This window comes from Bacteroides sp. AF39-11AC, assembly GCF_003474285.1.
GTDB lineage: Bacteria > Bacteroidota > Bacteroidia > Bacteroidales > Bacteroidaceae > Bacteroides.
The window spans coordinates 182,275-196,109 of record NZ_QROH01000007.1 but is presented as its reverse complement, the minus strand read 5'-3'; the positions used below and the strand labels follow the sequence as shown (position 1 = coordinate 196,109).

At 39.7% G+C, this 13,835-nt stretch carries 5 protein-coding genes and 2 pseudogenes; all 7 read left to right on the top strand.

Annotation, left to right across the window (positions count from 1 at the left end; translation table 11 throughout):
• Positions 1-12: 12 nt before the first annotated feature.
• The 7 genes and pseudogenes from DW036_RS16570 to DW036_RS16540 all read left to right on the top strand — a co-directional run bounded on the left by DW036_RS16570 (position 13) and on the right by DW036_RS16540 (position 13,822).
• On the top strand, positions 13-1,569 hold the full coding sequence (locus DW036_RS16570) for a RagB/SusD family nutrient uptake outer membrane protein (protein ID WP_118465369.1): 1,557 nt from the start codon (positions 13-15) through the stop codon (positions 1,567-1,569).
• A gap of 28 nt (positions 1,570-1,597) precedes the next feature.
• Entirely contained in the window at positions 1,598-2,392 is a 795-nt protein-coding gene (locus DW036_RS16565) for a hypothetical protein (RefSeq protein WP_233560467.1), read from the top strand.
• Between the two features lie 531 nt (positions 2,393-2,923).
• Positions 2,924-5,926: pseudogene (locus DW036_RS16560) on the top strand (SusC/RagA family TonB-linked outer membrane protein); the annotation flags it as partial.
• A gap of 28 nt (positions 5,927-5,954) precedes the next feature.
• Positions 5,955-7,592, top strand: a complete 1,638-nt coding sequence (locus DW036_RS16555; RefSeq protein ID WP_118465366.1) for a RagB/SusD family nutrient uptake outer membrane protein — start codon at positions 5,955-5,957, stop codon at positions 7,590-7,592.
• Between the two features lie 629 nt (positions 7,593-8,221).
• Positions 8,222-8,497 (top strand): RagB/SusD family nutrient uptake outer membrane protein, encoded by a 276-nt coding sequence (locus tag DW036_RS16550; protein ID WP_233560466.1) that lies wholly within the window; start codon positions 8,222-8,224, stop codon positions 8,495-8,497.
• 592 nt (positions 8,498-9,089) lie between these two features.
• Positions 9,090-12,203, top strand: a pseudogene (locus DW036_RS16545) (SusC/RagA family TonB-linked outer membrane protein); the annotation flags it as partial.
• Between the two features lie 20 nt (positions 12,204-12,223).
• Positions 12,224-13,822, top strand: a complete 1,599-nt coding sequence (locus DW036_RS16540) for a RagB/SusD family nutrient uptake outer membrane protein (RefSeq protein WP_118465364.1) — start codon at positions 12,224-12,226, stop codon at positions 13,820-13,822.
• Positions 13,823-13,835: the final 13 nt, after the last annotated feature.

Here is a 13,835-nt window from a genome sequence, read left to right as displayed (position 1 = left end):
ATAATATAAAAGATGAAAAAAGTATTATATATATTTTCTTTAATCGGCCTTCTTGCATTCTGCTCATGTGCCGATGAATTGAATACGGAACCGACTGACAAGGTATCAGGTTCTACGATATTTGCAGATGCAAGTAGCGCAGAAACTGCTATAAATGGTGTATACCGTATGTTATATGTAGCAGGGTGGAGTTCAAACTGGGGCTCAGAAAACTGCGGACAGACAGCTATCCAATTGCTCGGAGATCTGATGGCTGAAGATCATTTAATGAAAGAGCAGGGACAAGGCTGGTTTTATGAAGATTATCGTTTGAATGTTCATGGAGACTATTCAAATAAAGCTGGACGTCCTTATTCTATTTGGAACTTCTATTATACTATTGTTAGTAATGTAAATTATATCATTGCTTCAGAAAACACAATGGGAGGCGATCCGGAACTTAAGAACAGCGTTGTAGGGCAGGCCTATGCCATGCGTGCGTTTGCCTATTACTATCTGATACAATTGTACCAACAAACGTATAAAGGACATGAGGATGCACCCGGTGTACCTTTGTATACAGGGGCAACGGTTGCCGGTTCGGAGGGAAGCCCTCGTGGAACCGTTCAGGGAGTTTATACTCAAATCAATTCTGATATAGAAAAAGCTATTGATCTGTTAGGAAGTATCAGTAATAAAGTGCAAACGCATGTATCTCATATAGATTACTATGTAGCTAATGGCATAAAAGCCCGTATCTGCCTTACTCAACATGACTATGCAGGTGCTGCGACAGCAGCTGCTGAAGCCTTAAAGAAACCTTCATTGAAAGTTGCCACTATAGCCGAATTGGGCGGGAATAATAGTGTAAAAACAGCAGATGTTTTATGGGGAATGGAAATTATAGCCGATCAGTCCAGTGGTTTTGCAAGCTTCTTCTCGCATATGGATGCTGATGCACCGGGTATGTATGCTTCTAAAGCACGCCAATGCATAAGCACAGGGTTGTATAAACTGATTTCTGATACAGATGAGCGTAAAACAGCGTGGTTCCGTGGGGCCATTCCTTCTGATGAAGAAAAGGCAGCTTCATCTTATACGAGTTACTGCCAAATTAAGTTTAAAATGGCAGATTACACTACCCGTACGGGTGATTACTTACTTATGAGAGCAGAAGAGATGATATTAATAAAGGCTGAAGCCGAATGTCATCAGAAAGAATATGGTGCTGCCCGTACCACAATAAAAACTTTAGGAAACGCGAGAGATAGTAAGTTTGAGGAACGTTTAGCTGCCCGTACAGATGCAAATACTTATAATTCTGACACTAATGCTCCTTTGGAAACATTAATGGATGAGATTTTATTCCAACGTCGTGTGGAACTTTGGGGTGAAGTAGGACGCATCTTCGATATGCAGCGTTTAGGTTTGGGGTATAATCGTAATTATGAAGGCTCTAATCATACAGAGAAGGTAACGACAAAGAACACTAATGCCGCTTCTCCATTATTTATCCTTCCTCTGCCGCAGTCTGAAATAGATGGTAATGAGAATATTACCTCTGCGGATCAGAATCCTATAGTTCAATAATTTATAAACCTATATAATGAAGGAAAATATGAAACTATATACAATAAAGAAATATGCTGCTATATTGCTCTGTTTGGCAGCTTTTACCTCCTGCGATACAGATGTAGAAGGTACGAAATATGGTGTAAACGGAGTTGAAGCAGCTTTTGCATCTACTCAAATGAATGTGGAAGTAAGTGCTGAAGACAATGGTATCATCCGGGTTCCCGTGTATCGCGGAAATACAGATGCAGAGGCTTCAGTCGGTATTAGCATGGATGAATCTACAGTAGAAGAAGGTGTATTCACCTTGAAAAGTTCCAATATAGCCTTTGCAAAAGGCGAAGCAGTGGGATACGCAGAATTAGCTTTCGGTTCTATAGATGACTTGAGCGCTACTGGCAAATATGAGATTGTACTGACCATAGATGACAAGGATGCATTGTCACCTTCTAAATCCGGTGAAATAACTGTAACTGCTCAGAGAAAGTTGACATGGGAGGATTACGGAACCGGGATATATACTTCAGAACTTTTCGGCCAGGCATGGGAACAGCCTATATTGAAAGCTAAAGAAGGTAATATATACAAGTTGCCGGATTGTATAACAGAAGGATATCCCATGGTCTTTACATTGAGTGAAGATGGCCAAACTCTGGTTAATTGGGACTTACAAGCTACTGGATATAAACATGCTACTTATGGAATGGTGTATTTCACTCCTACCGACATGCAACGTCAAGGCAATAAGTTGTTATTCGCAATGCGTGGAGCTGTTGCTGTAGAAGGTGGGTATGGAATTTTATACAGTGGTTTTACAGAAACATTAGAATTACCGGAATAATTGTTTCCTACTACTTCTGTTATTGGGGAAATAAGTTTGTAACAGAGTATATCTGATACAAAAGATATGAATAAGGCTACCTCATTTTTATCTTGAGGTAGCTTTTCTTTATAAATTATACTATTTAGTTTTCGCTTTTCTGTTTTTCTTGTCTCTTGTTCTTTTAAATATTTTTCTCTAAAAGGTGAATGATGACTTTTTACTGAAAAATATATACTTTAAATTATATTTGCCTCTATACATGAACTGCTAATCAGAATTAACTTTCAATTATTTATTATTTTGTACATTCGTGCAGTGAATTAAACGCACAGTAATTGTTTAATAGTTCATTTATACTTTAATGAAAGCGGTATATTGCTGAAATTCAATATAATACTTTCTAAATATGGGATAATACTAGTAGAATTTAATGAATTCATGTATATATAAAATGCTTATATACAAATAATTATAAAATAGGAAATACATAATATTTAGTTCTTTAAGACATGCTAATTAGTTGATTATTAATAAAATAAACACCGCATTAGTTCTGCGAAAACGCTTCAGATTTCGTTTATTGGTATGCAGACACAGGAGGTTGCAGTCAAACCTAACTTGAAGGTTGTAATGAGAGGCAATGCCGAAGCTTTGGACGAAGTTGTGGTAATTGCCTACGGTACCGCTAAAAAAGAATCATTGACAGGTTCTATTTCGGTAGTTGACAATAAAAAGATCGAGAAACGTATTACAACCAGTGTGACCGGCGCACTTGAAGGTGCCGCACCGGGCGTACAAGTAAATAATACCTATGGCGAACCGGGACAAGCTCCCGAGATTCGCATCCGCGGTTTCGGTACATTGGTGTCAGGTGCTTCAAGTCCTCTGTATGTAGTAGATGGAGTTCCTTTTGATGGAAATATGGCCGAACTAAACTCTAACGATATTGAGAGCATGTCCATCTTGAAAGATGCCGCCTCAGCTGCATTATATGGTAACCGTGCTGCTAATGGTGTAGTCCTCATTACGACCAAAAGTGGACGTAATACTAACAAACCAAGCATTACACTACAGGTAAATCAGGGTATATACAACAGAGGTATTTCTGAGTATGAACGTCTGGATGCAGACCGTTGGATGGAAGCAAGTTGGATGGCCAAGAAAAACTCTATGATGAGCAATACCGGGATGTCAGAAAGCGAGGCGGCCGCATATGCTACGAGCCACCTAATCAGTGAGTCCATCGGTAGAAACATTTATAATGCTGCTGACGATAAACTGTTCGACAATAACGGAAAGCTGATAGCTACTCGTCTGACTGGTTATGACGACCTTGACTGGCAGGATGCCATTGAACGTAACGGACATCGCCAAGAATATAACTTGTCAGCTGCTGCATCTGGACAAAAATATAATGTATATTCGTCCGTAGGCTATTTGAATGAAAAAGGATATGTGAAGGCTACCGGTTATGAACGTTTCTCAGGCCGTATCAATACTACTTATACTCCCAACAAATGGTTTAAGGGAGGTGTAAATCTTACAGGATCTTGGACTAAACGCAACTATAATAGTAATGCCAGCGGTAATGCGTATGCCAATCCATTTTACATAGCCCGCTATATGGCGCCGGTATATCCTGTTTATTTACACAATGCTGATGGCACATATCAATTGGACGCTGCAGGAGACAAAATATATGATACTACTTCCCCTTATTTAAGCAACCGCCATATAGCATATGAAATGTTGTTCAACAAGCAGGAAAGCGTACGTAACGTATTAGGCGGACAAGCTTTTGCCACAATCTCATTACCTTATGGAGTGTCATTGACTGTAAAAGGTGACCTAAATAACAGTACTTCCAATAATAAGAAGTACGACAATCCGGAAATAGGTGACGGTGCTACCAACGGTGGTCGTTTGACTAGCTATGCTTACCAGTACAGAACCACGACCTTGCAAGAAATCGTAAATTGGAGCTACCAGTTCAATAACGTACATAATGTTGAAGTTATGGCAGCTCACGAAAGCTACAGTTGGGAACGTAAATATACAGCAGGAATGAATACCGGCATGGCAGTAGATGGAAATCTTACTATGGGTAACTTTCTCAATAACTCTTATTTCGCAGGAAGTGATGATGAAGACAAAACGGAATCTTATCTGGCACGTCTGAAATACAACTATGATGATCGCTATTTCTTGGAAGGTTCGTTCCGTCGTGACGGTTCTTCACGTTTCCACAAAGATAACCGTTGGGGTAATTTCTACTCCGTAGGTGCAAGTTGGAACATGAAACAGGAATCTTTTTTGCAAGATGTTGACTGGTTAGATGCATTAAAACTGCGTGCTTCCTACGGTGAAGTGGGCAACAATATGGGCGTCAGCCTTTATGGACATATGGCTCTTTATACTATCGACAAGAACGGTGGTGAAGCTGCGTTGGTAAAACAGTCACTTTCTGCACCGGATATTAAATGGGAAACGACTCAGACCGTAGACATCGCTGTAGAAGGACGTCTGTTTAACCGCCTGAACTTCCAAATAGGCTACTTCGACAAGCGCTCTAAAGATCTACTATTTGAGGTTCGTCTGCCGCTTTCGGCTGGCTCTTATCCTTGGGTTGCTGATACTGCCCCGATGAACCTGACACAATACAAGAATATCGGTACCGTTTCCAACCGTGGTTGGGAAATCTCTTTGAATGCTGACATTATCAATAATAACGACTGGAAATGGAACCTTGGCGTGGACGCTACTTTCTTGAAGAATAAAATTGTGAAACTGCCTGACGGAAAAGATATTCTGCACGGTATGCAGAACTATTCTGAAGGGCATTCCATCTACGAATGGTACACTTACCACTTCGAAGGCGTGGACCAGATGACTGGTACTTCTCTCTATACACTGGATCCGGATAAGAAGGCTACTGCCGAAGAAGCTGGTGCATTGACTACCATCAATGGTACAGATTATGCCACTGCCACTTCATACGCCAAACGTGATTGGGCAGGTAGCGCACTTCCCACAGTCTATGGATCCATCAGTTCGGCGCTTTCTTGGAGGAATTGGGATTTGAATATGTTGTTCACCTATTCTTTAGGTGGCAAGACATATGATGGCAGTTATGCTAGCCTGATGGGAGTATCCGAATCAGGTGCTTCTGGTAACGCTTACCATAAGGATATCCTAAATTCTTGGAAAGAAGTTCCCACCGGTATGACAGAAACTTCCGCCAACCGCATCAATCCGAATGGAACTCCGCGTGCCGATTTTCATAAGTCATCCGACTTGAATGCCGCCAGCGACCGTTGGTTAACCAGCTCTTCTTATTTGGTTTTCAAGAATTTGAACCTGTCTTACAGTCTACCTAAGAGTTGGCTGAAGAACATGGGATTGGAAGGGTTGTCGTTGACTGCCGGTGTAGAAAACCTTTTTACACTAACCTCACGCAAGGGACTAAATCCGCAATATTCGTTTAATGGAGGTTCGGATGATACGTATGTGACAGCCCGTGTATATAATTTCGGTTTGACTGTAAAATTCTAAAGATATAACCATATAATTCGTATTAGAAATGAAAAAAATACTCAATAAATTGTTCACAGGTAGCCTATTGGCATGTATGGTGTTAGTGTCCTCCTGTGCCGGTGACTATTTGGATACCGCTCCCACCGATTCAACGGGAGCATCCGATGCCGTAGGGACCACGGCAAATGCAATGAAAGCATTGAACGGTATAGCCAAAATTATGACTACACAGCAGTATTATTTTGGTCAGGGATTTGCAGGCGAAAATAACATCATGGCTCATTATGAAAACTATCCGAGCGAGAATTACTTATATAATATGTATGCTTCCGGATGGTCACCTATTCATAATCAAGAATTCCATACACGCACTAACTCTATTTATGACGCATACGCATGGTACTACTATTATACTATCATTGGTAATGCGAACACTATTCTTGCCAATATTGATAATGCTGAAGGACTTCAAACTGAAAAAGATTTTGTCAAGGCTTCAGCACTGACTTTCCGCGCATACGCTTTCGAAAAGTTAGTGCACTATTACTGTTGGCGATGGCAGGATTCCAATAACGGCGCTTCACAAGGACTCGTGCTCCGTATTGATGAATCCACTGGCGGACAAGGCTATGCTACTCTGGCTGAGACGTATGTTCAAATCTACAAAGATTTGGATGAAGCAATTGCCTTGTATAACCAGAGTGGTATGGACCGTGATGCCGCACAAGTATGGATGCCGAATGTAAATGTTGCTCATGCAGTCTATGCTCGTGCTGCTATAACTAAACAAGATTACACCAAAGCTCTGTCCGAAGCCAAACTCGCCCGCCAAAACTATCCGCTTATGAGTAACGCTGAATATCAATCTGGTTTCTGCAATCCGACGAGTGAGTGGATTTTCGGTTGTTTCGGCGGTTCGCAAGAAAATAATTGGTATTGGAGTTATGGTACTCAGTTTGCTTGTAACGGATATTATGCGAGTGCAAACAATACTGGTGCTGGGGCCATTGGGCGTGAGCTTATTAACCGCATCCCGGACAATGATGCCCGCAAAGCGCTGTTCTTGACAGAAGACAAATTCCCCGGCTATGATTTTAATGATGGCTCAGCCATGGATTTGACTTACGGTATTCTTGGACTGGGTAAAGGCGAAGAAGCTGACTTGCTTTGGGAAGACGCTGCAGAGTATTGCCAGAGAATGGCGGTAAGTGGACTTGCCGCTCCTTATCAATCTGGCTATATGTATTTGGGCGGACAGTTGAAATTCTATGTATTTGATACTCCGGGGGTAAGCTATCTGCCTTTCATTCGTTCATCAGAAATGGTATTGATTGAAGCGGAAGCCAACTACTTCTTGAACAATGAACCGGATGCACAAGTTGCTTTAATAGAATTAAACGCTACCTCTGGACGTAATCCTGAATACACTTGCACGAAAACCGGTGAAGCCCTCTGGAACGAAATCATGGATTATCGTGAACTTGAACTTTGGGGTGAAGGCTTTGCCTGGAGTGATTACAAAAGATGGAATCGTTCTGTAGTGCGTAAAGGATTCGCTGATGGAGGTAATGCACATATTTCCATTGCGAAAACGATTCCAGCTGATGGTGCAAACAAATGGACTTGGGATGTACCCTTGAATGAAACCGATTACAACGATGAATTGAATCTTGCAGGAAAATAATTCCATCAGAACATATTGGCGGAATTAATTTATTACCATACCGATATGAACTATAATTCCGTCAACAGGTTTTACTGGACTTATAAATAAAGTGTTTTGTTTTAGTGGAGGGAATGTTCAATGACATTCCCTTCATTGCTGTTTTATTATGAAATTGGTTAGTTGAAAAGCATCATTCCTGTTAAAACGGACATTAAATGCCTTAATAATTGATTCTGTAATCAATACACCACTTGGATTTAATTATACAGCTCAAGACGAGGTAAGTATTATAACTTTTCCATAAGACTCTAATGAAAAGTGATGTATAGAAAAAAGAACTATAAATTGCCTCCATCCTGTTAGTAATTAGCCTTAGTTATGTTCTAAATCATCTTGAAGTAAACACAATTTTACTATTGTTTATAATTTTTCTTCTGACCTTTAGGTAATAAGAAATAATGTAGGTACAGGACTTTTTGAAGTGGATAATAATGAAGAGATAAGGTTTATCAATAAATATCCAGGCCAGAATGGAAGATTACCGGTTAATAATGTACGCGTTACTTCGCTTATCAGATATCTACTTAATAGCAGCTGAAGCTGCACTGAAAAAATCAACTCCCAACTAGAATAAAGCTGATTTCTATTTGAATAAAATTCGGAAACGTGCAGTTTCTGAATTAACTTTGAAAAAAAGAAGAAAGGAACTGGTCATGGAAAGTCATCGCTTCTACGATACTATGCGACTGGGATTAACCCTAAACCGTGAAAAAACACCAGGTGAAGGCACTGATCATTACTTAAATTCAACGGATTTAATATCTCCGAACTGGAATGATTACAGAATAATATTAGCTATTCCACAAGCAGAAGTTGATGTTAACCCTAATATTCAAGGACAACAGAATCTGGGATACGAATAAGGTCTTCTTAAAATAAAGTTGTTTTAGATAAAATGCCCCCTAAAAGTTTTATATAAAACTTTTAGGATGTTTTCTTATATTTATTTTCTCTAATTAAACCTGTAATTCATTATTATATAAGAGAATAAATATTGATTTAATATAGGCTAATTGCAAGTTAGAATAAATGTTCTATTTATCGTTTTTACCGATACAGTTATTTGTTGTTTGTGAGAATGAAATTGTTCGTATTAAACTCAACTGCATATAATACTCTTTTGTTGAAAAATCAAGACTAGATGGTAGTTTATTGATATGCATGCAATTTACCAATCTGGTTTGGGTAGAAAATTTAAGTATTTCATACATTTGAATTTCTACCTGAACCTATAGTATTGGTTTTATCGCTCATTTATATTCACAATCAAACAGTAACTGACTAATTACTAGGTGTTTGAAAATCAAACAGAAGAACTTTTAGGTAGATACAAATATATGCTCATGTTTTGTATATATCTAGTTACTAGATATTTAATAAATTATAATTGTCTTGATTTGAGTTCTGTAAATATATATTTATTGTTGATTATCAACAAAATGCAACCTACTTAGTTCTGCGAAAACATTGCATATTTCTTACATTGGTATGAAAACGGAAGAAGTAAGTATCAAACCGCACTTAAAAGTTACGATGAAAATCGACAGCGAAATGCTTCAGGAAGTTGTGGTTACTGGTATGCAGCGTATGGACAAACGTCTTTTTACTGGTGCTACATCAAAATTATCTGCCGATGATGTAAAATTAGACGGCTTGCCTGAAATAAGTCGTGCACTGGAAGGGCGTGCTGCTGGTGTATCCGTTCAGAATGTCTCCGGTACATTTGGTACAGCTCCTAAAATCCGCGTACGTGGAGCTACTTCTATTTATGGTAGTTCTAAGCCGCTGTGGGTAGTAGATGGGGTTATTATGGAGGATGTTACCGAGGTTAGTGCTGATGATTTGTCATCCGGTGACGCAGTTACGTTGATTAGTTCAGCCATTTCAGGATTGAATGCGGATGATATTGAAAGTTTCCAGATTTTGAAAGATGGATCGGCCACTTCTATCTATGGTGCACGCGCAATGGCAGGTGTAATCGTTGTAACAACAAAGAAGGGTAAAGCTGGTTCCAACAAAATTAGTTATACCGGTGAATTTACGATGCGAATGAAGCCCAGCTATACCAATTTCAATATCATGAATTCACAAGAGCAGATGGGAGTATTCAAGGAGATGGCAAATGCTGGCTACTTAAACTTCTCAAATGTTTATCGTGCATCTGACAGTGGTGTCTATGGTAAAATGTATCATTTGATTAATGACTACACTTCAAGTGGTGGCTTTGGTTTGCCCAATACAACTAAGGCAATCAATGCCTATTTGCAACAAGCCGAGTACCGAAACACAGACTGGTTTGATTATCTGTTCAATAGTTCTGTTTCACAAAACCATGCGATCAGTATGTCAAGCGGTACAGAAAAAGCCTCTTATTACACATCACTTAGTGTCATGAACGATCCGGGATGGACCAAACAAAGCTCGGTTCAACGCTATACAGCCAATGTAAATGCCTTGTATAATATCTACAGCAATTTATCATTGAACCTGATAGGAAATGCTTCGTATCGTAAACAAAAAGCTCCCGGAACTTTAGGTTCGACACCTAATTATGTAACCGGAGAAGTATCACGCGATTTTGATATTAATCCATATTCGTATGCATTAAATACTTCACGCACATTGGATGCTAATGAAACCTATGTCCGCAATTATGCTCCGTTCAACATTTTGCATGAACTTGAAAACAACTACATGGACTTAAATGTAGTTGATATGAAGTTTCAAGGAGAATTAAAATGGAAAATACTCAAAAATTTAGAAGCTTCTGCTCTGGGTGCTTATAAATATTCTACAACGACACAATCACACTATGTTAAGGATTACTCTAACCAGGCTTGGGCTTTTCGTGCAATGGATGATGCTACCATGCGTGATGCTAATCCCTGGCTGTATACCGATCCGGACAAGGTGAACTCTCTACCCGTCAGTGTATTACCGGTAGGTGGATTTTATCGTGAAACAAAATATGGAATGAATAGTTGGGATTTCCGTGGAACATTGAATTATAACGATGTATTTGCAGAAGATCATATTATCAACCTTTTCGGCGGTATGGAAGTGAATTCTATGGACCGCACGAAAACATGGTTTAATGGTGTAGGCATGCAGTATGAGATGGGTATGCTCCCTTCTTATGACTATCAGTACTTTAAGCAGGGTAATGAAGAGAACACAGATTATTATACTGTAGAAGAAAGCCGTTCACGTGAGGTGGCATTCTTCGCAACAGGTACTTATTCATATAAAGGACGATACACCGTTAATGGTACTATCCGCTATGAGGGTTCCAATAAGTTAGGTAAGAGTCGTTCTTCTCGTTGGTTGCCTACTTGGAATGTATCTGGTGCTTGGAATGTACATGAAGAAGCATTCTTTGAAGATTTACGCCCGACATTATCGAACCTGACTTTAAAAGCATCTTATTCACTGACTGCAGACCGTGGTCCGGCAAACGTAACCAACTCTCGGGTAGTGATTAGTAGTTTTAATCCTTGGCGCCCATTTACTTCAGTGAAAGAGTCGGGGTTACAGATTGACGACCTTGAGAATAGCGAACTTACTTATGAAAAGAAACACGAACTCAATATCGGTGCTGAGATCGGTTTTCTGGACAATCGCATCAATTTAGCAGCCGATTGGTATAAACGTGATAATTATGACTTGATTGGCGCTATTAATACAATGGGTATTGGTGGACAAGTGATGAAGTATGCTAATGTAGCAAGTATGAAATCGCATGGCATAGAGTTTACATTGTCTACACGTAATATTGTAACTAAGGATTTTAAATGGAATACAGACTTCATCTTCTCGCAAGCTAAAAATGAAGTAACTGATTTGGAAACCAATACCCGCATTCTGGATATGGTGATTGGCTCTGGTTTTACAATGAAAGGTTATCCTGTACGCTCTTTGTTCTCTATTGATTTCCAAGGGTTGAACGAAGAAGGACTTCCTACCTTTATTAATGAAAGTGGAAAGCAAACTGTAACAGAGCTTAATTTCCAATCGCGAGTAAAAGACTATTTAGTATACGAAGGACCTACAGATCCGACCATTACAGGCAGTTTTGGAAATACCTTTAGTTATAAAGGTCTTAAGCTGAATGTCTTTATGACCTATTCATTCGGTAATGTTATTCGCCTAGACCCGGTTTTCAAAAACTGGTATTCTGATTTGGCAGCCATGCCCAAAGAATTCAAGAACCGTTGGACGCAGTCGGGCGATGAGAATACGACTAATATTCCTGTTATTGCGGACCGTCGTTTGAATCAGGAATATAATCATTTGAGTTATGCTTACAATGCTTATAACCGCTCTACTGCACGTGTGGCTAAAGGTGACTTCATCCGCATGAAAGAAATCTCATTATCATATGATTTCCCCAAATCCTGGATTGCACCATTAAAATTCAACAACTTATCACTTAAGCTACAAGCTACCAACTTATTCTTGATTTATGCTGATAAGAAGTTGAACGGACAAGACCCTGAATTCTTCAATACAGGTGGTGTAGCAGTCCCCGTACCACGTCAGTTTACGCTAACCTTGAGATTAGGAATTTAACCATTAAAAAGAGAAAAAACATGAAACATATATATATAGCACTTATAGGAACTGCATTCTTGCTGGGTTCCTGCGATGACTTCCTCAATACGATGCCAGATAACCGTGCTGAGATTGACACGGAAGCAAAAGTAACATCTATACTTGTATCTGCTTACCCAGACAAGACCCCTGTCCTTATGATGGAATATAGCAGTGACAATGTAGTGGATCACGGGCCTCAGTACGCAGTCAATTATAAGGATCAAGAGGAAATCTATTTGTGGTCAGATATTACGAGTGATGGTAATGATGATCCACGTTACATGTGGCAAACTTATTATAGAGCCATAGCAGCTGCCAATCAAGCTATACAAGCAATATATGATTTGGGTGATCCCGCCAGTCTGGCTCCTCAAAAGGCGGAAGCTTTGATGTGCCGTGCTTATGCCCATTTTGTATTAGCAAATGTCTTCTGTTTACCTTATAACCCGGAAACAGCAGATAAGGATATGGGAATTCCCTATTCTGAAAAACCGGAAACTCAAGTAATTGTGAAATATGAAAGAGGAACCATGACTCAACTTTATGAAAAAATCAATGCGGATATAGAAGCGGCTTTGCCATATATCAGTGATGATGTTTACACTGTCCCCAAATATCATTTTAATAAAAAGGCCGCTTATGCTTTTGCAACTCGTTTTAACTTATTCTATGTGAAACCGGATAAGTCAAACTATCAAAAGGTAGTTGAATATGCAACACAAGTATTGGGAAGCAACCCAGATAGGGTACTGCGTCAAATGTCCAATTATATTCCACTTGGAGCAGGCGATGTGACAAATGCCTACGTGCAGGCAAGTGAAAACTGTAACCTTTTAATTATTCCGGCATATTCCGCTGCTGGACGAATCGGCTCCGGAAGTGGCCCACGTTACAATCATGGGCGGGAAATAACCACTTATGAGACTTATTGGGCCGAAGGTCCATGGGGGTCTTCAGGTTCCGGCAGTTTCTTGATTCTGGGTAGAAAACTTTATGGTTCGAATCAGACTGTACGTTTCCCGAAATTGGATGAATTCTGGGAATATACAGACAAAACATCCGGCACAGGTTATGCGCATATTGTATTTGTTCCATTTACAACAAACGAAACATTACTTTGCCGTGCAGAGGCTTATACATTTTTAGAGAAATATGAGGAAGCTGCTGCCGATTTAAATAGTTGGCAAGTTACAAATTGCCTTTCTTCGTATGTTGATGATAATGGCATGCCCCATACTTTGCAAACATTGACTCGTGAAAGCATTAATGAATTCTGGAATGGTATTAAATATTGCCCTGTACCATCTATGGCTGATGGAGGTAGTGATCGTACTATTAAAAAAGAGCTTCACCCTCAAGGATTTACTGTAGCACCTGGTGAACAAGAGAATTTTATTCAATGTGTATTGCACATGCGCCGTATTGAGACAATGCATGATGGACAACGCTGGTGCGACATTAAACGTTATGGTATAGAAGTAGCGCACAACCGTTATGGATTGGCTACAGATATATTGAAAGTCGGTGATCTGCGTCGCGCCATCCAGTTGCCTTCGGATGTTATTGATGCCGGTTTGGCTGCCAACCCAAGATAATAACCTTTAAAAA

What these genes read in the sequence shown, in the direction of transcription:
- DW036_RS16565 (WP_233560467.1), top strand. Translation starts at nt 1,598, where the DNA reads ATGAAACTATATACAATAAAGAAATATGCTGCTATATTGCTCTGTTTG.
- DW036_RS16540 (WP_118465364.1), top strand. Translation starts at nt 12,224, where the DNA reads ATGAAACATATATATATAGCACTTATAGGAACTGCATTCTTGCTGGGT.
- DW036_RS16555 (WP_118465366.1), top strand. Translation starts at nt 5,955, where the DNA reads ATGAAAAAAATACTCAATAAATTGTTCACAGGTAGCCTATTGGCATGT.
- DW036_RS16570 (WP_118465369.1), top strand. Translation starts at nt 13, where the DNA reads ATGAAAAAAGTATTATATATATTTTCTTTAATCGGCCTTCTTGCATTC.